Raw genomic sequence first — 24488 nt, 5'->3', positions numbered from 1 at the left:
GCCTACCAAAATCTATAATTTCTTTATTGGACCTGTTGCCTTACTCGGATTTTTTGTATGGGCAATTCCAATGAATATGGGATTTTACGAATTTTTTAGAGCAATCATGTAATTGCTCTTTTTTGTTCATCTCGCTTCTACCATTGTTAGTATTTTTTTCGAATCACTATAACATCATTTCTTAACTTCAAAGCATAATAAAGTTATTGAATGAATGCACCTGTTAGTTTAAGCACAAGATTTCATAATCCACCAACACCTACTGATTGATTAATTCTGTACCATATGAGTTATCAATTGCGCAAAGCCATTCGCCTTGTGAATTTCTTTTAAACACATATGTTGCTCTTCTATCCATTGAATACGCTGAATCATCTTTATCCGCATCAAGTAACGTTTGGGCTATAACTAACGCCGTATCACCTGCTTCTAAAATAATCATTTCCCCTTGTGTTGGTACAATGCTGTTGTTAAAGTATGCTGCAATGGCAATAAATGCGTTTTTGATTTCCTCTTTACCTCGTACAATCATTCCAGGTTTTACAACTAAAATGGCATCATCTGTATAGTAATTCATTAATGTATCAAAATCTTCTTGCTTTATTGCCATATCACACTTTTTAATTACCTCTTTTAATGGATGCTCCATAAAATACTCCCCCTCTAAATTGTATTTTAGATAAATTTTACATCATTACAATTTGTCAAACTACCTTTTATGAACGCTTTCTTGTCAATTAACTATACTAACGACAGGACAATATATCCACTTTTTATACATAATTGATTTGTTAGATGGATATTTAAAAGTACAAAGTGTTGTTCGTTAATAAGATATTATGTTTGGTAGGAATTTGTACCTTTTCATAGAATAATTATATAAAGATGATAATAAATCTGCACATATAAGGAGATAAGGCTATGACAAACAACAAATTACTACGAATGGATAATGTCGGAATCGTTGTAGAATCCCTTGATGACGCCATTTCTTTTTTCGAGGAGATTGGCTTGACTCTTGAAGGACGAGCTACTGTCGAAGGTGAATGGGCTGGTCGTGTCACTGGATTGGACTCTCAATGTGTGGAGATTGCCATGATGGTTACCCCAGATGGCCACAGCCGACTTGAACTTTCGCGATTTCTCACCCCACCTACTATAGCAGATCACCGAACCGCTCCTGTCAACGCCCTTGGTTATCTACGTGTCATGTTTGCCGTTGAAGACATTGATGAAATGGTAACCAGACTCACTAAACATGGTGCCCAGCTCGTTGGTGAAGTGGTCCAGTACGAGAATTCATATAAGCTCTGCTACATTCGTGGAATCGAAGGGCTTCTAATCGGTTTGGCGGAGCAGCTTAATAACAAATAAGTAATTGATCTTTTAATGAAAAAAAGCATCCTAACAGCTAAGACCGTGATTTGTGTTGCTAACGTTAGGATGTTTTTTAAAAGGTTATAAGTGATAGTCGAATTCACTACCTATTATGATTTTGACAAATGATTTGTACTTCAAGTGTACCTGCCAATTAATCTTTGTCTGTACTCTCCTCCATAATAAAAAGGACATGCACGCACACATCCACCTAAATTTTATTATTTTGTCATAAAAAATACGCTACCCAATATGAGTAACGTACCTGCTGAACAGTAGAAGAAATATAGTAAAAGAATATTTAATTTTGAGAATTAAACCAATCTTTTCTAAGTAATCCCATACAATGAATATCGTAAAACTTCCCAAATCTAAATAATTCCTCTTTTAAAGTCCCTTCTAAAGAAAACCCACATTTTTCATAAGAAGCAACTGCTCTTTGATTGAAACTAAATACTTGAAGCTTCACTTTATTTAAATTCATATAATTGAAAATAAAGTCGATCAATATTTTCATCGCATCTGTGCCATAGCCTTTTCCTTGATATGCGGCTCCAATGGAAATACCGACATGACATGTACTGTTTTTCCAATTCACTGAATACACAGCAATCGTTCCAATAAAGATCTGCTCATCTTTCAGCTCAATCCCGAATATATATTCATCTTTTTCAGGATTTACTTCACTTAGAAACTTCTCATGGTCACTGTTCGTTGGTGGAAATGGAATCCCATCATTCATTAATAATCGACTTTCCACAACATCTTCAATTGTATAAAAATTTTCATAATCATCTTTTGTGATTTTACGTAAAACGACTTTATCACCTGTTAGAAATTTTTCAATATAATGCTTTATCATTTTTTATCCCCCAATTAATATGCAGGGAACAGCAGTAAGGGTTATTCTACTGAACCCTTGCGAATTTTTTGTTTCTTTAATCCTTGTAAAACTTCTAATACAATACATGCCATCAAGAGTTCATCTCCCTTTACTTATGATAGTTAAATTATATATAAATTTAGCATTTTTTTCAATCGAATTATTTAACAAGTCAACCTATCACTAAGTCTTCGATAATCTACTACCTCTTTTTTCTCAATAGGTTAACCAAATCCTTAATTAGACAATAAAAATAACGCTAGCCACTGACTGCGTTTAGCTACCCTCTGTTGCTAGTAAAATATAATCCACCACTATTATTCAAAGGCTTTGTTAGTATACGTCATTGGCTATTGATACGATTCTTGTTTTGCCATACCTGTACTGCTGAATATGAAATACCCATATTACTTGTTATTACTCATTATGCTAGTGGCTTTGCCCATAATAAAAAACACCCCGAAGGATGTTAATTACTTTGATTGCGTTTAAGCTGATTTTCAATACCAGCCCGATCAATTTGAATCCAATATTCTGCTATTTTTCCATCTTTAATTCTATATACAGCGCTCGCTATTTCAATAATTGGAAGATTTGTTGGCTGATATTCATCGACCTCTCCTATATGCGTACCAACCTGTTTCCAACGTACATATACTTTATGATCTTGTACCATAAACTCTTGGATTTCTAATGAAAAATCGCCATATGCTTCTACCATTTCTTTTACATGGTCTGCATACTCTTTGGGCGTTCTTATAACCGTTAATTCCTCTTCAGAAATAACTTGGTGTGCCAATACTTGATCTGCCATTAATTCAGCCGCATAATCTGGATGATTGCCCGAACGTACTTCTTCAAAAAACTTCTTAACAATTTGCTCTGGTGTCATTTAAGTCCTCCACTATAATTTACTGTATACGCTAGCGAGGATAGCAATATCTCCTCCATTCTTAATAATAAGGCAAGAGATAATGAATTGGAATCTTATTCTACAAGTACCTCTTTCAAAACTGCAGCAAATTGGGTGCTGTCATCACAAGGTTTTTAGGTGTTTGATTCCATTTTCAAAGCTCTCACACAATCGAGCTATTCCTTTACAAAATACTTTGAATCAATTTGTTCAACAAGTGAAGGATCTATTATCATTTTTATTTTATATTCATTGATTGGTTCTTGAATATTTTTAATAAAAGTGATCCAATCTTGCTCTATCTCGCCCATATTCTTCCCATATACTTCTTCTATTTTATTCGCTACATTCTTTTGATTGTAAATTTTTTCAAACTTCTCTAATCCATATGTATCAATTAAATAAGTAGTAAAGGAAGCCGCATGATTATAACTCATACTCTGTAGAGTAGACCCTGTTGGACTTTTAAGGTCTGGTCGGAAATAGAGATTATCTTCGATCGGATCTATTAATTTGCTAATAGGCATTAATTTATGTGAATCAATAAAAAACTTCACCAGCTGATGGGAATAGGAGTCTCCTTTTCCAAACTTATCTTCCATGTAAGAGGCAAAACCTTCTGGTGTAAAATAGCCATAACCATCTCTTTTTTCAAAATTGTTTCCATAACCATAACCAAGTAAAGAATGTGTCAGTTCGTGAACAAGTGGATATTGTCCTTTTGTAATACCATATAGTTGAACTTCCGATCTCAGCCCCCATGACATGCCATATCCTTCATTGAGATATACATTTATTCGCTCAGCTGGAACATAATCCGTTTGAATTGAATTGCGAATAGCATCATAGGCAGCAACAAGTTCGTCTTTTATTAATTCTACTTTTTGTTGTCGAGCTCCCATGTTATTAATAATCACGAAGGTTGTTTTGCCATCCGATGTAACCACAATATTTTCATCACTTTTTTCTTGTTCTTTAGGAATAACGGTATCTTGCGTACAGGCAGTTAATAAGAATACTAATATAAGTAAGCAGCTTCTAAATTTAAACATTTTTACCCCCCCAGAAAAAATAGTATTTTTCCAATTATACGGACTTATTATGTAAAAGTTTCATTTTTTGTAATATTTCTAAATAGTGAAATGTAACAATATAGCCAAGAGTACTAATTGTTTCATGATTCAACCTTTTTATAGCAATGACTTTATCAATTATTTCATGAATATGAGGAGCACAAAGTCAATAATTTTATGTAGTATCCACCATTTTACTGGGGCATATAGGACTGTATAGTGCGACTATTAATCGAAACTACACATAAAATACACCCTTTTACCAAATCGCTATAAACGTTGATACACCAACGTTTCCAAACAAAAAACACCCGTATCGCCAACGAGTGTTTCATACTGTTTAGGATAGCCATTTTGGTGGCGTGTTTTTTTCCCAATAAATATCGCCTAAATGATTGTGTGCAGTGAAGTCATCTTCTGCACTATGATAATGGAAATTGTAAAAATAGCCATCTAATGGGCGTTTTTCAGTGCGTACATGAAAACGAATCACGTCATTTCCTGTTTCCGTATTGCTGATATTGAAGATTTTTTCGCCGTAATTGCCACTTGGTCTTTCTGTAATAGTTAAGTTAGCAGCAGTTCCTTCGTCTAAACGTGCTACCGTCATGGCAATGGCTTCCTCCATTTTTGGAAAAATGATTTGGTCAAATTCTTCGCCAATTTTTGGACCAATTTTTGTGCCAAATTTCAAATAGGATTGTTCTTTTGCTGCGTCAATTAATAAAGAGGTATGGTCAATGGTGTCTGCTGGTGGTGCTTCCACTTGTGCCACAACTGTCGTATTGTCCTCTGGTGTTGGATTAATCGCCGTTCTATTAGCCGAATGACCGTCAAATACTTCCCAAATTTCATGGGTAGGTGTGATTAAACCAAATGTTAAAAGCGCTACCGTAATGACAATGCTTTTTTGAATCCATTTTTTCATCGTTAATCATCTCTCTTTTATGTACAAATTCGTAACTCTCTTATCAATATATACGTACAACCGAATAAAAGGTTTCATCTTTCTATCATTCATTGTACAATATGAATGTATAAATGTGTCGTTTTAAAAGGAGGTACAAAGCATGGGTATCGCAATGGGTATTGGTCTTTTACTAATGTTAGGTTATTTAACATCTTTATGCTTCACGGACTAATTTTTATATTATGCAATAAGCACCCTATTATGCCCCCGAAAACCTATTATAACAAGGTTTTCGGGGTTTTGTCATTTTTTTCAACTTTGCATAATCGTGCAGGATAATGCACAAAGTTGGGGCAAAATTCGGGGCAAAATTGGGGCAAGTTTTGTTATAAGATGCTTACCATTTTGTCCTTGCATAAAACAATAGCACATTGATAAAAAATTTTTTCTTGGCGGCGCTATAAAATAGAACGAAGGCATTCAACTTTTTTAAATACTCGTTTTCCATTTCTAGTTGTTTAATACGTGCCTCAAGTGCTTCGGTAGAGCCTTTAACTGGTGCTTGTTTTAATTGTTTTCATGGATGTACGCCCCTTTTTCTTTGATTGAAAGACATCTAATCCTTGAATTTCATATTGCTTTCTCCAAGCACTAATTGTTGAAGGGGCAGGTATCTTAAAAATCGCTGCCGTCTCGTTTAAGGACGTACCATTTTCAATCATAAAATTTAGTACATCCATTTTAAACGTTAGTGTGTAATTTGTATATGGCTGAATAACAGCTTCAACACCATTGTATTCATATTATTTCACCCATTTAAGAATTGCTTTATTATCAGTTCCCAAAGATTTAGCGATATCATTGGAACTTTCTTTTCCGCTTAAGTAACGTACAACAGCTTGTATTTTATCTTCGGCAGTATACTTGACCATAGAAAAACTGCACCCCAATTGTTAAATGGTGTCTAACAATTGGGGTGCAGTTCAAATGAGAAATTAGGTTTTTTCATTAATAGAAAAGGACTTATAAGTATTTTTCACTAATCACTTTCATATGGTGTAACTCGTGCCCAGCAATGCCATATGCAATGGTACCTAACGAAACTGGGCTGTTCATTACAGTTCCATTACGAACCCACGCTACATCATCTATGGTTGAAATAAGGCTTAACGTGTTGGAGCGTACCGCGTCTAAACCAGTTAGTAACTGCTCCCAGGATAATTTGTTGAAGTTTGCCTCAGCAACGTATTGATCCTGATCCATTGCTGGGAGTTGTGCACTTTCATTTCGCGCAATGGCAAGCATTCGATACGACATCACACGTTCCGAGTCGGTCATATGCCCAATTACTTCTTTTAAAGTCCATTTCCCTGGTGCGTACGCCTTCCTTGCTAACTCCTCTGACACGCTGCTTAAGAGGGTAAGAGTCTTAGTTCGTTGCTTACTAAGTATTTCTTCAATATCTCCATCTGGCACAAGACTAACATACCTCTCATGCTCTGGGTTTTCAATAAATAATGGTCTTGGACGCACAAGAATCCTCCTCATCAGAATAGTTAATTATGGTTCTAGGCTAATATTCGACTGTCAAGAAGATATTTCCTTTATTTTCAATTTCATTACTGCAAGATAATTGTAAATTAAATAACTCTATTATCTCTGTACATGTCTACTGATTCTTCCTTTTTGCCATAATACACCTCTCAACTAAATAATTTAGATACAAAAAAACACACGTTTGGAGGTATTTCAAATATACTCCAACATGCATTTTTAAACAACCTTTTTATGAATTGGCTGTTTTCGTATAGATTGTGGCTTTCTTGACCTTACTAATAAAAGGTTGAATACTTGTTAAATCATCTAATTTTGTGTACTGGTGATATTTTATATAAATCGCCCTATAGATCATTAAGTAATCAATTACGCCCCAGCGTAATTGCGTCTGGATTTTTCCGAGTTCACTCGGAAAGTTCCTCTTCAAATCCATGACACACGGTTTTTCTGTGCGAAAGCGTAGCGGCAGCAACAGATACAGGCTTTTGGACACCCACTGAATGGAAGTAAAAATAGGCATTCATCCCCTGTAGAGGAAGGGGTCTTCTGTATCTGACGCTTCACTTTCGATACAAAAACTATTTGCTGAATCAAGATAAAGAAAAACGATATAAAATGCCCTCATCTTTTTCGCTTAATTTTCTACGAATTATGGTTTGCTAAAATAGTTTCAAAATGTCTTTTATCTAATGAATCTAAATTTTTTAGCCATTCACTCCTTTTTATTTAAATGTCTAGTTCGTCCCAATATTGGACAATATAACATTATCTACCCGAAAGGAGTTATCTAATGACAAAGCAAAACGATTCGACACATCAGCAGGATACAACTTTAACCAATCGGCAAGGGCATCCCATTACGAACAATCAAAATTTACGAACGGTTGGGAACCGTGGCCCTGCAACACTTGAAAATTACGATTTTTTAGAAAAAATTAGTCATTTTGACCGCGAAAGAATTCCTGAACGTGTAGTACATGCGCGTGGTGCTGGTGCGCATGGTTATTTTGAAACATACGGTGTTGTTGGTGATGAGCCCATCTCTAACTATACACGTGCAAAGGTCTTTCAAGATAAGGGCAAGCAAACACCTGTATTTGTACGTTTCTCTACTGTAATTCATGGAGGTCATTCCCCTGAAACATTACGAGACCCACGAGGCTTTGCCGTAAAGTTTTATACGGAGGATGGCAACTGGGATTTAGTCGGTAATAATTTAAAAATCTTCTTTATTCGTGATGCCATGAAGTTTCCCGATATGATTCATGCCTTTAAGCCTGATCCGATTACCAACCTTCAAAGAGTGGAACGCTTTTTTGATTTTTGTGCGAGCTCTCCAGAAACCTTCCATATGGTGACGCTTGTCTACTCACCTTGGGGTATTCCAGCAAACTATCGCATGATGCAGGGCTCTGGTGTTAACACTTATAAATGGGTGAATAATGAGGGAAAGGCTGTTCTAGTGAAATATCATTGGGAGCCGCTTCAAGGCATTAAAAATTTAACACAACAAGAAGCGGAAGAAATTCAAAAGGAAAATTTCAATCACGCTACACAGGATTTATATGATGCGATTGCACGTGGAGAATATCCTGAATGGGAGCTCAATATTCAATTTATGGAGGATGGTCCACACCCTGAGCTTGATTTTGATCCATTGGACGATACAAAGCTTTGGCCAAATGATCAGTTCCCATGGTATCCCATTGGCAAAATGGTGTTAAATAAAAATCCTGAAGATTATTTTGCTGAGGTGGAGCAGGCAGCTTTCGGCACTGGCGTACTCGTCGATGGCTTAGATTTTTCAGATGATAAAATGTTACAAGGTCGCACATTCTCCTATTCTGATACACAACGTCATCGTGTAGGGGCTAACTATTTACAGCTACCGATTAATGCACCGAAAAAGCATGTTGCAACAAATCAAAGCGGTGGGCAAATGATGTATAAACGCGATTTAGCGCATGGGCAAAATCCACATATTAATTACGAGCCTTCCATGTTAAATGGCTTAAAGGAAGCAACACAAAGTGGCAAAGAGTATACACCATATATTGAAGGAAATCTTGTTCGTGAATCCATCGATCGTCAAAACAATACGAAGCAAGCTGGTGAAACCTATCGTAATTTTGAGCAATGGGAACGTGATGAGCTACTTACCAATTTAATACGTGATTTATCGGTCTGTCATGTCGATATTCAAAAAGCCATGCTTGCTTTGGCAGAGGAAGCCGATGAGGAATACGGTCGCTTATTGAAGGCAGGCTTGCAGAAAGCACAAAATGATGCTAGTGCTTCAAAACCACTTGGCAATATAGAGGGTAACGAAGCGCCGAAAGATGCCATTAATAAAGGTCATGATGCCGAGCCTTATTAACACTTTAAAAGCTTTATCCCATCAAGAGAGGATTAATATTATCTCCCCTTTAAGTAGACCATGTTGAAAACTACAGTACGCTGTAGTTAATATCCTACTTAAAGGGGATTTTTTGAATAATGTATGAAATTGGGCTAATTTATTAATAAAAAACAGATAGAAATGATGTACATTGATAATCATCTACATCTTTACATTCCACTTAGTTAATAAAAAACGGAACTGGGCTGGCAGGACAATCCGCAACGCATGAATTCACATTCCACTTAGTTAATAAAAAACGAAGTGGTATACATGAAGCAAGCAAAATTAGTCGAAGATTCACATTCCACTTAGTTAATAAAAAACTGATGACGCAGCTTGATATGCTATTAGAGCATTTTGATTCACATTCCACTTAGTTAATAAAAAACTTAAACAGCCTGTAATACCTCTGTCACACCTTTAATCATTCACATTCCACTTAGTTAATAAAAAACGTTGTAATTACTGTCATGGGATGCTATATCAAAATTATTCACATTCCACTTAGTTAATAAAAAACTAATCCTTCTACCTGCTTGGATATTCGAGCAGGCGAATTCACATTCCACTTAGTTAATAAAAAACGAAAGTGTCTAGTAACACTACGTTGTCTAGCTCTTTAAATTCACATTCCACTTAGTTAATAAAAAACAATAAGCCATCTGCAAAGGAATTGATTGTCATGATTGATTCACATTCCACTTAGTTAATAAAAAACTTAAACAGCCTGTAAAACCTCTGTCACACCTTTTAATTCACATTCCACTTAGTTAATAAAAAACCAATAGTAGATTAATTATGTAATCTAATGTGTACACATTCACATTCCACTTAGTTAATAAAAAACTACCAAACTTGCAGTATCTCCTTCTGAAGTAGACTATTCACATTCCACTTAGTTAATAAAAAACGATGATGTTAAACGCAAGCAATATTTCGATTATACTATTCACATTCCACTTAGTTAATAAAAAACTTAAATCAACCGAGACACGACGCATGAGTTGCATATTCACATTCCACTTAGTTAATAAAAAACTATATTGATTGAAATGTGTATTTGTGATTAAAGTAAAATTCACATTCCACTTAGTTAATAAAAAACTAACACGCAGTAGAACCATTGTGTGTAGTAACGAAATTCACATTCCACTTAGTTAATAAAAAACGGTGTGGTTGCTACTATATGAAAAGGATCTTTCCAAATTCACATTCCACTTAGTTAATAAAAAACTAACGACTTGACTATCCATATCGTTTATTGTTTCAAATTCACATTCCACTTAGTTAATAAAAAACATAAAATCAGCCGCCTTGCGATTTAAGTCTTTTTTATTCACATTCCACTTAGTTAATAAAAAACTGCTTTACATCGCTTATATGCTGCACTTCCGGAAACATTCACATTCCACTTAGTTAATAAAAAACTGAAAGAAATTCGGGGTGATACGACGCAATTACAACTATTCACATTCCACTTAGTTAATAAAAAACCAAAAGATTCAAGAATTAGAAGATGCCTTATTATTAGATTCACATTCCACTTAGTTAATAAAAAACAAACACTAACTGTTGAAGTTAACCCTGATAATTATAATTCACATTCCACTTAGTTAATAAAAAACAGTAATATCGTATCAGGTCTAGGTACTATAACTAACAAATTCACATTCCACTTAGTTAATAAAAAACGTGATTACTATGTATCTTGATGTAGTTATGCGCTTAAATTCACATTCCACTTAGTTAATAAAAAACCCACCTCAATAATAACCAAAAAAGCTAGTGATATCAATGGTTTGCTACACTAACTTTCATTGGCAGATTTAGATTTTTGCAGTCAATCGGTAGTGTTGAATTTATCCTGGATGCCAAAAATGGGTTGAAGCCCTGTGACATCTAGGCTGAACTCACTTCATCATGAAAATCGATTCACTGCAATTTCAGCCTACTAACCTTTTTTGGTTTAGACAATGCATTATAAAAATCCTTAATTAGTTTATAAAAACATACTTTCAAAATCCTTTTCTGGAGCTACAGCTTTTTCTTCACTCTTTTCTCAAGGCACTTTGCTAAGTTGGTTATTTGTTCATATAATGCAAAAGTAGTTGCTCCACTTGACTTTTTAAAGCCTGTTTAGCATATCGAAGTATCGTATCATTGCCTTGTGTTGCTATTTTTACATCACTAAAATATTCATTTACTTTCATCCAACAAACAATGTGAATCCCTTTTTTGGCTAATCTTCGTTTATAATTATAATAATCATGCCTCAAATTTTTTAATGCTTGTTCAACGATACCCAGATAAAATTTTTTCATTTTTAATGTTTCCAGTGTTGATAAGTCATTTTGCAAGGAACGAATGGCGAGATCTAGTATAAGAAATCCATGAACTTCTTGACGAACCTCACAATTAATCATGGTAGTCATCCACTAACTGTACAACATCAATAGAAGAGAAGGAAATTCGCTTTACTGTCAATGATGTTTCGAGTAGTAGCTCATGTGTGGTTCTATCAATTGCTGTAATCATACCTACCGCTTCTTGCCATGATTGATTTTCCCACCATCTAAACTGTAAGATACTCCCTGTACCTACCGTTTGTTGAATCATTTGCTGTAATTCTTCTAGCTCCCACTCCATTTTTTCACTAGGGAATACACAGCACTCCTCTTGCTCCCAGTCATGTAACATTCTCACATGCTCAGGTAACATCATAGGCATCCATTTGATAGTACCTCTATCTTTCATCATCACTAACCCCTCCCCTTAACCAATATGTCCTCCAACCAGTTGATTACGCTTTAGCGCTGTGCCATTTTTCGTGAAGGATACTGCTCGCAATATCGATGTTTCACCAAAGCGTTCACGAATGGCATCCATTGTGTGACCAAGTATTTGACGTTGCTCTTTCCTTGTGTCAAATAAATCAAGCTGTATACTGGATGCCCATTCTAAATTCGAAATACGTACAGAAAGTTGCCTTGCTGGTTTATTAGCGAAATGAATAGTAAGTAATTCTTTACATACAGCATATAGTTGCAACGTCTCATTAGTAGGTTCTGAAATGGTTTTGGAACGATAAAAGCTTTTGGTCATAGCGGTATGGCTATAAGAGAGACCTAGAGATATGGTTCGCCCTACATAACCAGCAAGTCGAGCTCTTTTGGCAACATCTTCACACATCTCTAATAACACAACTAAAATTTCCTGACTTGTATGATAATCACGCATAAGCATTTGCCCCTTACCTAAACTCATTCGCTCTTTTACTAAAGGCTCCTCAAACGTTGATAAATCAATTCCCCATGCATGGTAGTAAAGTTGATTACCTATAATGCCAAAATATTTTTCAAGCATAGTAAGATTTGCATGGGCTAAATCATAGACACTAAATATCCCTAATTCATGTAGCTTGGATTCCATATGGCTCCCTATCCCCCACATTCGGGACAATGGTTTAACTGGCCAAAGCTTTTTGGGAACATCATCGTACGTCCATTGCGCAAACCCCGTGTCTTTCGCATCCAAATCAAGTGCTAACTTTGCCATCAGCATATTTGGTCCTATGCCAATGGATGAAGGAATACAAAATTGATTGTAAATAGCCTGTTGAATTGCTTTTGCTGTTTCTTCAGGCGTGCCCCACAATCGTTTTGTCCCAGTTAAATCAATAAAGCTTTCATCCACACTATATATATGAACCGCCTCTCTTGGCACAAACTGGGCGATAAGCCGTGTAATCGCCATTGACACATCTAAAAAAAAGCTCATTTTAGGCTCAAACAGCTTGATATCTGAATGCTTTGGTATTTCATAATAACGGCTACCCGTTTGAATATGGAATCTTTCTTTCATCATTGGTGAAGCCGCAAGCACCACACTACCAGGCTGTGTAAAATTGGCTACCACTGCAATTGGCGTCCGTAGAATATCAAGTCCATGCAACATCGCCATACAGCTTGCGTAAAAGCATTTCATATCAATACATACAATTGGGCGATCCGGCATTTTTTCATAATCCATACAAATATACGCTCCTCTCACAGAACATTTGTTTGTATTTATAGTATGTCTCCTATAGCTATTTTACAAGTGGTAATTTATTCAATTTTAAATATATAGTAGTTAAGATAATACAAAAATTAAAATTATTCTGAAATTTATTCCTATAATAAAAGATACTCTACTTGTTCTTCTAAAAATTCTTTACAAAAATAAGCTATTTTCCATTCATTGTTTCAAGTATTCTCTACTTAGCATTCAAACGTCTTAGTTACTCAACTTCTTCTAACAAAATACATTTGATTTTAGTGAACTCCTATAATATAACTGCTCTGTAATCCTATTTTGACGTACATGTTACCAAAACAATTAGACAAGGGGTGACCTCGCACTCATGCGAAGCCACCCCTTTAGTATTTAATAGGTAACATTTTCGTAAATTGTAAAAGTCTCAACCCAATCATCTGGGGAATATAAAGTGCCGCGATAAAATTCCACTGTATGCCTTCTAACTTAAGCAACGCAAACCCAACCTTCTTTTGCGTCCTTGCAGCCCCAAAGCATGCGCCAGTGTGAATAAGCATCATCAAAAACAAAAAGTAGAATGCCAGATTACAGAAATATGCCACCTAAAATAGCATGAACTAATTATAACACATTGTGTTTAAAAAGTAAAATCGCTGTTATAGCAAAGCTTTATAGGCATTTTGAATTTTTCATCTTTTCAAAGCTATCGCACCATCTTATGTTAGTCAAAAAGTTCATTCTTTTCAATCACACCATAATGAAACTTCGCCGTCTGACGGGTAAAGCGTTGAAAGCCATACTGCTCAAAATAAGCCGATTGATAATGTGCCTTTAACACAACACGGTTTTTCGCTACACGTAGCGCCTCTTGCACCCATTCAGCCGTCAACACCAAATGATTACCAGCCTGACGTAGTGCTTCAAAATTCTTCGCTTCCTCAATAGTCTCCTCAAACATAGGGTCCATATAGACGACATCAAAGGCATTTGCAGGTTGCTGCTTTAAAAATTCAACCGCCTCTGCATGCACCACGTCAATTTGTCGCATACAAGCAGTCAAAGGTAATTTCGCCGTATCATACATCTGCATCCCATGTTTCACGATAAAAGCAATATTGTGATTCGCCTCAAGTCCAACAATTGTACCCTGCTCCCCCACTGCAAACGCCGCCAGCATACTATCTGCTCCCATACCAAGTGTGCAATCTAAAAAGGAATCCCCCATTGTAAGCTGACAAGCGTCCAGCATTGGCTCCGCTTCACCACGTGCCACCCGCTTCAAACGAAATGCCGCTGAATTGGGATGAAAAAAGAAAGGCGCATTCGCACCTTTCGCATAATACTCATAACGATTTTTGCCCGCTACAATTACGTTTGCCTGTAATTCATGCCCAATCGCCGCAACTGAACGTTTTTGACGTGCAACAAATTCAATGTTTAGCGTTTCACATACAAATTGTGCGAGCTTCTCTGACAATTCGTCTGGTCTTCCTGCTGTTGTGACAACCGTTACTCCGCACATACTTGCTTTAATACATCTACCAAATGGTCGCGCACTTGCTCCATTGGAAAGCCTTCAATATTTTCACGTGGAATGAAATAAGCAAGTTGCCCATCCTTTAAAATGGCCATTGAAGGAGAGCTTGGTGGTACTTCCTCAAAAAATGCCCGCATCGTCGCAGTTGCTTCTGGGTCCTGCCCTGCAAATACCGTCACTAACTGATCCGGCTTCACTTCTGCAATTGCTTCATTTGCTGCTGGACGTGCCAAGCCTGCCGCACACCCACAGACAGAGTTAATAACTACTAATGCTGTTCCCTTTTGCTCTGCCATAAATTCATTTACTGCATCAGCTGTTGTTAATTGTGTAAAGCCTGCATCCACCAATTCCTGACGCATTGGCTGTGTTACTTGTTTCATATATTCATCGTACGCATTCATGCTTTTACCCTCTTTCATGTATATTCACAAAGCCTATTATAGCAAGGTTTTTGAGCGCTGTAAAAGATTTGAGTTTCATAGGTTTTCGTAGAATTTCGGGAAAAATGTGAGTTTTTTGTGATGTTAAAGAGAGTTTTAATATAGACAAGGCTTTGATTTTATAGTTAGAAAAATAGTTGGTGCGAATGTAAAGTAAACATGATTTTCTAGGGGGATTCGCACCAACAAAGTTGAGGATATTCCATTGAAATGGAATATTGAATAGGATAATATTATCTATAGATTTATTATTTTAGTGAAAAACGACGATAATTATTATTTTTCACTCATTTTTCACCGTCTCTCTCTTTATTGAGAGAGTGGATTGAAATCGTCAATGAGGTAATCACTAGTATTAACTGGTTAAGTCTCTCTCTTTATTGAGAGAGTGGATTGAAATTGAGGATACATATGCCTGTGGAATTTGATAGTAGTCTCTCTCTTTATTGAGAGAGTGGATTGAAATTTTGATAACGATTGGAACTAAAATAGTTGCCACGTCTCTCTCTTTATTGAGAGAGTGGATTGAAATGAGCGTAGCCAAATAAGGATTTACGACTCCATAAGTCTCTCTCTTTATTGAGAGAGTGGATTGAAATGATAGTGGAGATACAAGATATTATTGTGGCTATTTGTCTCTCTCTTTATTGAGAGAGTGGATTGAAATCATCACGGGTATATCGACTAAAAACTGTTGCTAAATCGTCTCTCTCTTTATTGAGAGAGTGGATTGAAATTTATATCCTTCTGGGGCTTCTCCTACCCAGTTATCGTCTCTCTCTTTATTGAGAGAGTGGATTGAAATAAGATAACTATTATGTGAAATCAAATTTACAAGATGTCTCTCTCTTTATTGAGAGAGTGGATTGAAATTGCTTATTTTTATCGTGATGATTTATTAAGCAATAGTCTCTCTCTTTATTGAGAGAGTGGATTGAAATAAAAGTGGCTTAAACAGCTTACTGATTTAGGTTATGTCTCTCTCTTTATTGAGAGAGTGGATTGAAATTATCGTTGATGTGATTGCAGATGATAAAAGGCTTGTCTCTCTCTTTATTGAGAGAGTGGATTGAAATAGAATCGCCATTTCTGGAACTTTTTTGTACTGCTCGTCTCTCTCTTTATTGAGAGAGTGGATTGAAATACAGAAAAGAAAAAGCACTTTTTCTCAAAAATTGTCTCTCTCTTTATTGAGAGAGTGGATTGAAATATCACATAGGTGATGTTCATGGATGTTATACTGCGTCTCTCTCTTTATTGAGAGAGTGGATTGAAATGCTGTTGGCGGGATGTTTGGCGGATTACTAATAGCGTCTCTCTCTTTATTGAGAGAGTGGATTGAAATATGCATCATACGCTCATCACCATAATGCATATAGGTCTCTCTCTTTATTGAGAGAGTGGATTGAAATTTCTAATACCATAATATTTGTATCTCCATGTTGTCTCTCTCTTTATTGAGAGAGTGGATTGAAATACCGCTTTTATCGCAATATTAGCCCCCGCAACAAAAGCGTCTCTCTCTTTATTGAGAGGGTCGATTGAAATAGGAAAAGTGCATACTTCAGCAACTTTTGAAAAATATTTCTCTCCATTAAGAGATTGAACTGAAATACACCTCTCCCACACATTTTGTTCTTACAATCATTCACAAAACATATACCACAAATAAATAGCACATAGAAACAAACTATTTAAATTTTTCTAAAAAAAAATTTTATTCAAACTAATTATCTGCTATAATTTTCCTCAGTACAAAAGGAGGTACAGGTCCAATGGTAAAAAAATAACCTGAGAAAATCTTCTATTATTTTATTAAAATTAGAATAAACATGTAGATTTTCTCTTTCATCGAATGAATCGCTAAAATAGAGGAGATTGAACATGTTAAATAAATTAAGTGATACGATTTATTATTTATCCAACCAAGACGATAAAGACCGTCCTACATTAGGATTAGTGTGTGGTGACCGATATAGTCTCATTATCGATACTGGCAATTCAACACAACATGCGAAAGAATTTTTACTAGAAATCGAAAAACTCAATGTGCCACCTATTAAATATGTAGTCATTACCCATGCACATTGGGACCACTTTCTTGGTATGAATGAATTTGATGCAACTGTGATTGTTAATCGTCAAACAAATGAACGATTAAAGGAATGGCAAAGTTATCAATTTGATGATGATTCACTACAACAGTATGTAAATACGAATCAAATAAGTGCTAAATGTATGGAAATTATACAAACTGAGATACCCAACAGAGATGTTTTCAAATTGAATTCTCCAGATATTATCTTTGAGCATACATTAACCATTGATTTAGGGAATAAAGTTTGCCTAATTGAAAGTATTCAAAGCACACATACAGATGACTCTACCGTTATTTATATTCCTGATGAAAAGGTTTTGTTTTTAGGTGATGCTGCCTATGGGACAACGACAAATTCGCTATTCCATTTCAAGCAGTCTTTGTTAGCACCTATGATTACGGATATTCAAAAATATGATGCGGAATGGTTCCTGCTTGGTCATGAATCCATTTGTGATTTACATGAGATGACTCTTTATTGGGACGAGTTAGTAGCGGCAAGTCAAGCTGCCCAATCTACCTCCCTCGAAAATGCAGTAGATTGTTTTAAAGCAGAAAAGCAAAGAGATCCTAACGACAATGAATTGTTTTTCTTACAAGCATTTGTGAATGACCGTATCGTTCAATCATGATGATAATAGCCACTTCATTCAATATGGAGTGGTTATTTCTTTCACTTATCACTTAAAGGAGATGATACATACATGATAGAAGCTAAAACCATCTTATCAGACCAATTGCTGGCGAATGCCAATGATCCGAGTTGGTATCTTTCATTTGCTGAGGCTGTTGATGGACTTTCTGAAGCAGATGCCTTTTGGAAACCTGATGATACCAGCCATAGTATTGCTGAAATTGTCCAACATTTAATTTACTGGAATGAAACTTGGCAATTATGGTATAAGGCGAATCAAGTAAATGCTGATGCTCAAACCGATAATGCAGAGACATTTTTGGTACAGGACGGCATAACTTTCCTTGCATTAAAAGAAAAGTTGCTACAAATATTGCTTCATTGGCAAGCACTTATTGAAGAAAAACAACTTTTATCGATTGTCAATGGATATGCTGTGAAAGCTGAATGGTGGGGAATTATAGCCAATGCTACTACACATAATGCTTATCATATTGGACAAGTAGTCTATATTCGTAAAATGGCAAAATAATCATTGATAGCAACAACCTATTGAGGGGGAAATGAACATGAAAAAACGAGCAACAACACTTATTGTAAGCACATTACTAATTGGCGGTGCACTCATTGCTCCAATTTCAACAGATGCAGCAGCAAAATCTTATTCAAATTGTGCGGAATTAAATAAAGACTATAAAGGTGGCGTGGCAAAAGATGCTAACGTCAAAAATAAAGGTGGCAAAACGAAATTTGCTCCATTTGTATCAGCCGAGCTATATAAAGTAAACTCCTCTAAAGATCGTGATAATGATGGCATTGCTTGTGAAAGGTAATAAAAAATAGACAAAGCGCTTTGTCTATTTTTTATTATCCCTTTTCGTATACACCCACGCAAACAGTAAATTCGGCACCCAGCATAGCCATGCAATAGCGGCGTAATACGTTGGATATGCCTCCTCTCCAAACAGCACCATACACAATGGTAGCCATAAACGTAATGTTACAGCAGCAAATGTTAAGCTATAGCTTCTAATCGCCCATTGCCGATGAATAGACCTTTGCCTTTTTACCGCATAATAAACAGCCATCCCTGTTGTACCTAGCCAACAAATCGCAAGGAAGAAAAAGCCAAGTTGTGCTACTAGCCCACCTGTTGCATAAAAGGCTACATAGCCCCCTGCAATCCCCCCTAAAACAATGCTCCCTGCATAAAGATAGCCAATTGTTTGATGTAGCCATAGCTTTGTCGCTCTTATTTTTTTGACAAATAATAATGGTCCAATTACTAATGCAATTGTTCCACCAACAATATGCGTAGCTAACATTGGATGCCATATACTAGACAGCCATTCCTTATACACATTCACTTTCGTTTGATAAAAACCCGATTGCTCTACGCCAATAATGCCATATTGTACGATAGCATAGATCCCGATTAAAACAGCAAATAGACCAAGTATCCATAACCCCATATGTTTTTTCATCGCCAATACGCTCCCTTTTCAACGAATTGCTTTCATTAAAAACTGTGCATGTAAAAATGCGATTTCCTTTACCTCATCAAAATTTTTACTATGATGCAGATGGTGGACAATAAAGCCATGTAACGCCATAAAAACAGAGTATATATCTGATAACATGATGGATTCTCGACAAAGTGGATGGACAGCTTGTGCAAATTTCGCATAGCTTTTACTAGCCGCTTCCTGTGATAAACTATTCACCTCCTCATTCCTCATGACAAACATATATTCATATTGACTTTGGTTATTCAGACCGAACCTCATCAAACAAAGAAAAATATGAATCAATTTTGTGTCGGGCTCCCCCTCTTCCTTTAATGTATTGGCTAAAAGCGTATCTAATTCGGCAAAATATTCTTCCACAACGGCATAAAATAAGGATGCTTTATTTTTAAAATGATAATAAATAGCACCATGGCTACATGCCAACTCTGTCGCAATGACGCGCATAGATACTTCTTGAAAGCTTTTTTCAAGAAATTGCTTTCTTGCAACATCGATAATCATTTCTCTTGTTAATTCCTGCCCTGCTGGTTTACGTGGTGTCATAGCTTCTCCTTTTAATTGAACGGTGGTTAATTAAAATATACAGGGTTTACTAGTCCATGACAATAGCTTGTCAAAATAAAAAGTGCCACGTTGTGTGACACTTTACACTTATTTATACAATTCTTGATAGACAATGACCTTTAAAGCAAGTTGCTCTTCTGGTGTTAATTTCCCTTGGATTTCTTGGATAACCTCTTCCTGTGACAGCGTACCGTTTTGTGCCTTCACACGAATATCATTTAATGTCGTCACGCCAACCTTTTGAATCAATACCTTTGTCGCTTCCTCCTTTGTTGTAAAAGGTAATTCACTCGGATCAGCCGCCTTTGCCTCTTCCATATAGCCTGCAAGTACCGCATCCTGCTCAATCACTTGCTTGACCGCTTCCACCTGTCCACTATCTACTAATTCCGTCGTCACCGTCTCCGCTATTTTTTCAGAAGCAAAATCCATACCGAAATAATAAACTGCATAGCCAGCTAATCCAAGCACAAGTATCGTCACAAGTAAAAATTTAATCAGCTTCATGCACAAGCTCCTCCTCTGTCCTTTCACTGCGGCATAAACAATCCACCACATGGTCGTTTACCATGCCAACCGCCTGCATAAAGGAATAACAAATCGTACTGCCGACAAATTTAAAGCCATCCTTCTTCAATTGCTTACTCATACGATCACTAATTTCTGTTGTCACAGGTACTTCGGCAAGCGATGCCCAATGATTAATAATTGGCTGATGGTCAACAAATTGCCAAATATACTGTGAGAATGAGCCATATTCCTCTTGTATGCGTAAAAAAGCCTGCGCATTTGTGACAACGCTAGCAATTTTTAATTTATTGCGTACAATTCGTGTATCCTCACGCAATTCATGTAACTTGTCCTCTGTATAATGAATTATTTTCGTTGCATCAAATTGGTCAAAGGCTGCACGATAGCCTTCTCGTTTTTGTAAAATCGTCCACCAGCTTAAGCCTGCCTGTGCCCCTTCTAAACAAATCATTTCAAATAAATGCTGATCATCATGAACAGGTACACCCCATTCTTTATCATGATACGCTACATATAAGGGCTCCTCTAACTTTACCCATCCACATCTTGTCATACATAAATCCCTCCCGTGTCTTCTATATATACGATTTTTCTACAACAGAAGTTTCGTCCTACAAGCTATAATACATGATAGAAGGAGGTTTTTGTATGATTAAACAAGCAGTAGCAGAAGATGCACAACAAGCCGCACAATTAGCTTTATTATTATGGCCAAATCACACATTATCCGCATTTATAGAAGAAATGACACAGCTTATCACAGCACACAACGCCACCATCCTCCTAGCCTATGAGGGAGCTGAGGCAATTGGTTTTGCACAATGCCAACTGCGCACCGATTATGTAGAAGGCACAAGCTCAAGTCCTGTTGGCTATTTAGAGGGCTTGTTTGTTCAAGAACCGTACCGCAAACGTGGCATAGCTCAACAGCTTGTATCTGCCTGCGAGCACTGGGCAAAACAGCAGGGCTGCACTGAGTTTGCGAGTGATTGTGAATGGCAGAATGCTGAAAGTATAGCCGTTCACAAAAAGCTTGGTTTTCAAGAAGCAAATCGAATCGTATGCTTTACCAAAAAATTATAATGTCGGACAGTACAAGCCAAGCATAGTAAACCTCATATGCTTGGCTCTATTGCGCCCTTTCTATCCAAATTTGAATTAGGCACTCCATTACATTTTGGATAAATATCAATATACCCTCTTTAATTTCTCCATTGTACAAGAGAAAGGACTATTTTATGCTAATTAACAGCGATAATGATTCTCATTATCTAATAAATAGCTTTACGGAGGAAAAAATATGAAAAAGTTCAATCGATCACTGCTTATTTATAGCTTGCTATTAATGATAGGCATTTTACTGGCTGCTTGTGGTGGACAAGAGGAAAAAACAACAAAAGAAGATACACCAACTGAAGCCAAAACACGCACTTATAAAGACTATATAGGTCATGAGGTAGAAATCCCTGTCAATCCTGAACGAGTGGTTTACCATGGAGAAGGCTATGGTGATTTACTTGCTTTAGACATCCAAACAGTGGGTGCAGGGTTCTCATGGATTACCAATTATGCTTGGGAAGATCGTGTAAAAGATGTGGAGGACGTTGGTTTTCCAATCAATGTAGAAAAAACATTGGCACTGAAACCTGACCTGATTATTATTGGGACAACTGATGAAAAAATATATGCGCAACTTTCTAAAATTGCACCAACGATTGTCTTTGATACGTTTGCACCGTTAGATCAACGTTTAACTGAGCTAGGCGATATATTGAATAAAAAAGATGAAGCAGCGCAATGGCTCAATGACTATACAGCAAAAGCGGAGACGATGTGGCAGTCACTTGTCGCTGACGGCACTGTGAAACAAGATGAAACAGTATCCGTTTTAACTTATTATCCAGGAAATCGTTTATTTGTAATGGCACGTGCAGGGCTTTCTCAAATTTTATACGATTCAAAAGTACTGAAGCCAAATGACAAAATTCAAGAAATACTTGATGCGGAGACAGGATTTGCTGAAATTTCCACAGAACTTCTTTCTGAATATGCAGGTGACCATATTTTCATCCTTACACCAGTAGATAATGAAGCGCAACAATCCACAAAAGACATGCTGGAAAGTCCAATTTGGAATAACCTACCTGCTGTGAAAAATGGACATGTCTATACGATTGATATCGAAAAAAGCGATAGCGATGCCTCTACTAGACAATGGCTATTAGAAGAACTACCTACTATCCTAAAAAAATAATGATATTTTGAAGAGACATTTCATCTGCTATTGAAATGTCTCTTCACTTTTTATACAATACGATTAATTGATAATCATTTTCATTTAAGAAAGGACATACATATATGCAAGACAAGAACACCTCAACATTCCTTTTTCAGCTTATAGATATTACTTATATTTCACAGCGTCAGCCTCTTTTAACAGCTGCTCACTATACATTAATTATTTTTAAACAGGGCAACGGCACGTTAACGATTGATGAGCAGCCCCATGTTGTGACAAAAGGGAAAATTTTTCTTATACAGCCCTATTCTACAGTAGATATATCCACTATAGATGAAGATGCCTGTTTTTATCAAATAACCTTTAGCGCTTTCCAGACCGTACATCAGGAGCTTGCTGTCTACAAAGGGCAACTTTTCTCTGAGCAAGTTGCCTTTACTTTATATCCTTACACTCGCTTTTTGCGCCTTACAGAAAATTTATATAAGCTGAAACAGCATCCTGATTACTTGAAACAGCAAAGTCTATTATATGAACTGTTCAGTATGCTATTTGAGCCACAACTTCATAAACAGCACACATTAAATATGACAAAGGCCGTTGAACAAACCATTGACTATATCCATACATGCTATCAACAGACTTTAACGGTGAAGGAACTAGCAGAATTAGCTTGTATAGCACAATGGCAATATAGTGCCGCTTTTCAAACAATAACAGGCAAAAAGCCACTCGATTATATCACCGATCTACGTTTGCAAAAGGCGAAAAAGCTGCTAGAGCAAACAAATGAGCCTTTAAAAAATATTGCACAACGGGTGGGCTTTGATGATGAATATTATTTTAATCGACGCTTTCGACAAATTGTTGGAGTGCCTCCGAAACAATATGCTCGGCAACAGCGACAAAAAGTGCTTGTCACGGATTGGACTGGTCATAAAGTAGAAATTCCCTATGCACCTCATCGCATTATTTACCATGGAGAAACGTTTGGCGATATGCTTATTTTTAATATTCAGCCCATAGGTGGTTATAAATCCATTATTAATAAATCTGTCTATAAACACCATGTACCAGCTATTCAGGATGTAGCTTTTCCCATTGACATTCAGAAATCGTCTATGTTAAATCCTGATTTAATTATTTTTACCAATAGTGATGAACAACAATATCAAAATCTAGCCGATATCGCCCCTACCGTGACACATAATTCTTGGGATACCCTTGATGAACGAATTCGCTTATTAGGTAACTGGCTTAGTCAAAAACAGCGTGCAGAGGACTGGTTATCACATTATCAGCAAAAGGAAACCCACATGTGGCAACAACTGCAATCTGTTATTCAATCAGGCGAAACGGCTTCTGTTTTTATTATAGATCATGGGAATCGACTTTTTGCGATGGGTTGTACTGGGCTATCCCCTACCCTTTTTCATCCACAGGGTTTTCAGCCTCAGAAGCACGTTCAGAAATTACTTCAAGCACGGTTAGGCTATAAAGAAATCACAGTCGATGAATTACCACAATATGCAGGAGATCGAATATTCATGCTTTTATCCGATCAACTTAATGCTCAAATTGCTACGCTAGACTTAATGAATAACGATATTTGGAAGAGCCTTCCTGCTGTGCAAAAAAACCATGTTTATTTAATAGACGCAGCTAAGTGGAACTATAATGATGCTTTTACAAGAGAAAAACTGCTACATGCATTGCCACAACTATTAGGTCATATCTCGTAATGGCTTCATCAAGTAAAAATGA

At 36.5% G+C, this 24488-nt stretch carries 23 protein-coding genes, 1 pseudogene and 2 CRISPR repeat arrays; of the genes and pseudogenes, 8 read left to right on the top strand and 16 right to left on the bottom strand.

The annotated features are described in order from the left end of the window. Positions 1–259 precede the first annotated feature (259 nt). The gene (locus OPF91_RS10400; protein ID WP_264988683.1) at positions 260–649 is read right to left on the bottom strand and encodes a YybH family protein; all 390 of its coding nucleotides are present in this window, start codon (positions 647–649) and stop codon (positions 260–262) included. A gap of 272 nt (positions 650–921) precedes the next feature. Here OPF91_RS10400 and OPF91_RS10395 point away from each other — a divergent pair, with 272 nt between their 5' ends. Beyond that, positions 922–1374 (top strand): VOC family protein, encoded by a 453-nt coding sequence (locus OPF91_RS10395; RefSeq protein WP_264988682.1) that lies wholly within the window; start codon positions 922–924, stop codon positions 1372–1374. Between the two features lie 304 nt (positions 1375–1678). On the opposite strand, the gene OPF91_RS10390 is transcribed toward OPF91_RS10395, so the two are convergent. From OPF91_RS10390 to OPF91_RS10365, 6 genes and pseudogenes are all read right to left on the bottom strand, one after another. Next, positions 1679–2239 (bottom strand): GNAT family N-acetyltransferase, encoded by a 561-nt coding sequence (locus tag OPF91_RS10390; RefSeq protein WP_264988681.1) that lies wholly within the window; start codon positions 2237–2239, stop codon positions 1679–1681. Between the two features lie 490 nt (positions 2240–2729). After that, the gene (locus tag OPF91_RS10385) at positions 2730–3152 is read right to left on the bottom strand and encodes an ester cyclase (protein ID WP_264988680.1); all 423 of its coding nucleotides are present in this window, start codon (positions 3150–3152) and stop codon (positions 2730–2732) included. Positions 3153–3349: 197 nt separating this feature from the next. Next, positions 3350–4225 carry a gluzincin family metallopeptidase gene (locus tag OPF91_RS10380; protein WP_264988679.1) on the bottom strand — a complete coding sequence of 292 codons (876 nt, stop codon included), beginning with the start codon at positions 4223–4225 and terminating at the stop codon, positions 3350–3352. Between the two features lie 361 nt (positions 4226–4586). Continuing rightward, positions 4587–5174 carry a YpjP family protein gene (locus OPF91_RS10375; RefSeq protein WP_264988678.1) on the bottom strand — a complete coding sequence of 196 codons (588 nt, stop codon included), beginning with the start codon at positions 5172–5174 and terminating at the stop codon, positions 4587–4589. 463 nt (positions 5175–5637) lie between these two features. After that, a pseudogene (locus OPF91_RS10370) lies at positions 5638–6088 on the bottom strand (helix-turn-helix domain-containing protein); the annotation flags it as partial. 91 nt (positions 6089–6179) lie between these two features. Beyond that, on the bottom strand, positions 6180–6689 hold the full coding sequence (locus OPF91_RS10365; protein WP_264988677.1) for a DinB family protein: 510 nt from the start codon (positions 6687–6689) through the stop codon (positions 6180–6182). A gap of 814 nt (positions 6690–7503) precedes the next feature. Between OPF91_RS10365 and OPF91_RS10360 the strand changes: the two genes are divergently transcribed. After that, positions 7504–9090, top strand: a complete 1587-nt coding sequence (locus OPF91_RS10360; protein ID WP_264988676.1) for a catalase — start codon at positions 7504–7506, stop codon at positions 9088–9090. 189 nt (positions 9091–9279) lie between these two features. Beyond that, a CRISPR array of direct repeats spans positions 9280–10872; the repeat unit is 29 nt; unit sequence ATTCACATTCCACTTAGTTAATAAAAAAC. A gap of 323 nt (positions 10873–11195) precedes the next feature. Here the strand turns inward: OPF91_RS10360 and OPF91_RS10355 are convergent. The 5 genes from OPF91_RS10355 to OPF91_RS10335 all read right to left on the bottom strand — a co-directional run bounded on the left by OPF91_RS10355 (position 11196) and on the right by OPF91_RS10335 (position 15090). Continuing rightward, the gene (locus OPF91_RS10355; RefSeq protein ID WP_264988675.1) at positions 11196–11537 is read right to left on the bottom strand and encodes a YhjD family protein; all 342 of its coding nucleotides are present in this window, start codon (positions 11535–11537) and stop codon (positions 11196–11198) included. Beyond that, positions 11530–11871 (bottom strand): YolD-like family protein, encoded by a 342-nt coding sequence (locus OPF91_RS10350; protein WP_264988674.1) that lies wholly within the window; start codon positions 11869–11871, stop codon positions 11530–11532. Before OPF91_RS10350 ends, OPF91_RS10355 begins: the two co-directional genes overlap by 8 nt. Positions 11872–11886: 15 nt before the next feature. Further along, complete coding sequence (locus tag OPF91_RS10345; protein WP_264988673.1) at positions 11887–13143, bottom strand: Y-family DNA polymerase; 1257 nt, start codon at positions 13141–13143, stop codon at positions 11887–11889. A 727-nt stretch (positions 13144–13870) separates the two neighbouring features. Beyond that, positions 13871–14671, bottom strand: a complete 801-nt coding sequence (locus OPF91_RS10340) for a class I SAM-dependent methyltransferase (RefSeq protein ID WP_264988672.1) — start codon at positions 14669–14671, stop codon at positions 13871–13873. Then, positions 14659–15090, bottom strand: a complete 432-nt coding sequence (locus tag OPF91_RS10335) for a BrxA/BrxB family bacilliredoxin (RefSeq protein ID WP_264988671.1) — start codon at positions 15088–15090, stop codon at positions 14659–14661. Before OPF91_RS10335 ends, OPF91_RS10340 begins: the two co-directional genes overlap by 13 nt. A gap of 338 nt (positions 15091–15428) precedes the next feature. After that, a CRISPR array of direct repeats spans positions 15429–16677; the repeat unit is 33 nt; unit sequence GTCTCTCTCTTTATTGAGAGAGTGGATTGAAAT. 336 nt (positions 16678–17013) lie between these two features. Between OPF91_RS10335 and OPF91_RS10330 the strand changes: the two genes are divergently transcribed. From OPF91_RS10330 to OPF91_RS10320, 3 genes are all read left to right on the top strand, one after another. Continuing rightward, on the top strand, positions 17014–17859 hold the full coding sequence (locus OPF91_RS10330) for an MBL fold metallo-hydrolase (RefSeq protein WP_264988670.1): 846 nt from the start codon (positions 17014–17016) through the stop codon (positions 17857–17859). A gap of 72 nt (positions 17860–17931) precedes the next feature. After that, positions 17932–18393, top strand: a complete 462-nt coding sequence (locus OPF91_RS10325) for a DinB family protein (protein ID WP_264988669.1) — start codon at positions 17932–17934, stop codon at positions 18391–18393. Positions 18394–18430: 37 nt separating this feature from the next. Further along, complete coding sequence (locus OPF91_RS10320; RefSeq protein ID WP_264988668.1) at positions 18431–18694, top strand: excalibur calcium-binding domain-containing protein; 264 nt, start codon at positions 18431–18433, stop codon at positions 18692–18694. Positions 18695–18718: 24 nt separating this feature from the next. Here OPF91_RS10320 and OPF91_RS10315 read toward each other — a convergent pair whose 3' ends face one another. From OPF91_RS10315 to OPF91_RS10300, 4 genes are all read right to left on the bottom strand, one after another. Continuing rightward, the gene (locus OPF91_RS10315) at positions 18719–19345 is read right to left on the bottom strand and encodes a DUF2306 domain-containing protein (protein WP_264988667.1); all 627 of its coding nucleotides are present in this window, start codon (positions 19343–19345) and stop codon (positions 18719–18721) included. A gap of 18 nt (positions 19346–19363) precedes the next feature. Next, the gene (locus OPF91_RS10310; protein ID WP_264988666.1) at positions 19364–19933 is read right to left on the bottom strand and encodes a TetR/AcrR family transcriptional regulator; all 570 of its coding nucleotides are present in this window, start codon (positions 19931–19933) and stop codon (positions 19364–19366) included. 108 nt (positions 19934–20041) lie between these two features. After that, the gene (locus tag OPF91_RS10305) at positions 20042–20461 is read right to left on the bottom strand and encodes a hypothetical protein (RefSeq protein WP_264988665.1); all 420 of its coding nucleotides are present in this window, start codon (positions 20459–20461) and stop codon (positions 20042–20044) included. After that, the gene (locus tag OPF91_RS10300; protein WP_264988664.1) at positions 20448–21038 is read right to left on the bottom strand and encodes a DNA-3-methyladenine glycosylase I; all 591 of its coding nucleotides are present in this window, start codon (positions 21036–21038) and stop codon (positions 20448–20450) included. The genes OPF91_RS10305 and OPF91_RS10300 overlap by 14 nt, the downstream gene beginning before the upstream one ends. 95 nt (positions 21039–21133) lie before the next feature. Between OPF91_RS10300 and aac(6') the strand changes: the two genes are divergently transcribed. The 3 genes from aac(6') (at position 21134) to OPF91_RS10285 (ending at position 24466) form a co-directional block, all read left to right on the top strand. Then, on the top strand, positions 21134–21568 hold the full coding sequence (gene aac(6'), locus OPF91_RS10295) for an aminoglycoside 6'-N-acetyltransferase (protein WP_264988663.1): 435 nt from the start codon (positions 21134–21136) through the stop codon (positions 21566–21568). A gap of 217 nt (positions 21569–21785) precedes the next feature. Beyond that, positions 21786–22739: an ABC transporter substrate-binding protein gene (locus OPF91_RS10290; protein ID WP_264988662.1), complete on the top strand. Its 954-nt coding sequence runs from the start codon at positions 21786–21788 to the stop codon at positions 22737–22739. A 104-nt stretch (positions 22740–22843) separates the two neighbouring features. Then, positions 22844–24466: a helix-turn-helix domain-containing protein gene (locus OPF91_RS10285; protein WP_264988661.1), complete on the top strand. Its 1623-nt coding sequence runs from the start codon at positions 22844–22846 to the stop codon at positions 24464–24466. The last annotated feature ends 22 nt before the right edge of the window (positions 24467–24488 follow it).

The sequence above is a fragment of the Lysinibacillus piscis genome, assembly GCF_026012395.1.
Lineage (GTDB): Bacteria > Bacillota > Bacilli > Bacillales_A > Planococcaceae > Lysinibacillus > Lysinibacillus piscis.
The sequence above is the reverse complement of the archived record's forward strand: the minus strand, read 5'-3'. Positions and strand labels throughout refer to the sequence as shown.

Bases quoted from the DNA above. Each gene is read 5' to 3' on its own strand.
- OPF91_RS10325 (WP_264988669.1), top strand. From the start codon at position 17,932: ATGATAGAAGCTAAAACCATCTTATCAGACCAATTGCTGGCGAATGCC.
- OPF91_RS10335 (WP_264988671.1), bottom strand. From the start codon at position 15,090: ATGAATGCGTACGATGAATATATGAAACAAGTAACACAGCCAATGCGT.
- OPF91_RS10330 (WP_264988670.1), top strand. From the start codon at position 17,014: ATGTTAAATAAATTAAGTGATACGATTTATTATTTATCCAACCAAGAC.
- OPF91_RS10315 (WP_264988667.1), bottom strand. From the start codon at position 19,345: ATGAAAAAACATATGGGGTTATGGATACTTGGTCTATTTGCTGTTTTA.
- OPF91_RS10310 (WP_264988666.1), bottom strand. From the start codon at position 19,933: ATGACACCACGTAAACCAGCAGGGCAGGAATTAACAAGAGAAATGATT.
- OPF91_RS10305 (WP_264988665.1), bottom strand. From the start codon at position 20,461: ATGAAGCTGATTAAATTTTTACTTGTGACGATACTTGTGCTTGGATTA.
- OPF91_RS10375 (WP_264988678.1), bottom strand. From the start codon at position 5,174: ATGAAAAAATGGATTCAAAAAAGCATTGTCATTACGGTAGCGCTTTTA.
- OPF91_RS10300 (WP_264988664.1), bottom strand. From the start codon at position 21,038: ATGACAAGATGTGGATGGGTAAAGTTAGAGGAGCCCTTATATGTAGCG.
- OPF91_RS10395 (WP_264988682.1), top strand. From the start codon at position 922: ATGACAAACAACAAATTACTACGAATGGATAATGTCGGAATCGTTGTA.
- OPF91_RS10345 (WP_264988673.1), bottom strand. From the start codon at position 13,143: ATGGATTATGAAAAAATGCCGGATCGCCCAATTGTATGTATTGATATG.
- OPF91_RS10390 (WP_264988681.1), bottom strand. From the start codon at position 2,239: ATGATAAAGCATTATATTGAAAAATTTCTAACAGGTGATAAAGTCGTT.
- OPF91_RS10285 (WP_264988661.1), top strand. From the start codon at position 22,844: ATGCAAGACAAGAACACCTCAACATTCCTTTTTCAGCTTATAGATATT.
- OPF91_RS10350 (WP_264988674.1), bottom strand. From the start codon at position 11,871: ATGATGAAAGATAGAGGTACTATCAAATGGATGCCTATGATGTTACCT.
- OPF91_RS10340 (WP_264988672.1), bottom strand. From the start codon at position 14,671: ATGTGCGGAGTAACGGTTGTCACAACAGCAGGAAGACCAGACGAATTG.
- OPF91_RS10385 (WP_264988680.1), bottom strand. From the start codon at position 3,152: ATGACACCAGAGCAAATTGTTAAGAAGTTTTTTGAAGAAGTACGTTCG.
- OPF91_RS10320 (WP_264988668.1), top strand. From the start codon at position 18,431: ATGAAAAAACGAGCAACAACACTTATTGTAAGCACATTACTAATTGGC.
- OPF91_RS10400 (WP_264988683.1), bottom strand. From the start codon at position 649: ATGGAGCATCCATTAAAAGAGGTAATTAAAAAGTGTGATATGGCAATA.
- OPF91_RS10355 (WP_264988675.1), bottom strand. From the start codon at position 11,537: ATGATTAATTGTGAGGTTCGTCAAGAAGTTCATGGATTTCTTATACTA.
- OPF91_RS10380 (WP_264988679.1), bottom strand. From the start codon at position 4,225: ATGTTTAAATTTAGAAGCTGCTTACTTATATTAGTATTCTTATTAACT.
- OPF91_RS10360 (WP_264988676.1), top strand. From the start codon at position 7,504: ATGACAAAGCAAAACGATTCGACACATCAGCAGGATACAACTTTAACC.
- OPF91_RS10290 (WP_264988662.1), top strand. From the start codon at position 21,786: ATGAAAAAGTTCAATCGATCACTGCTTATTTATAGCTTGCTATTAATG.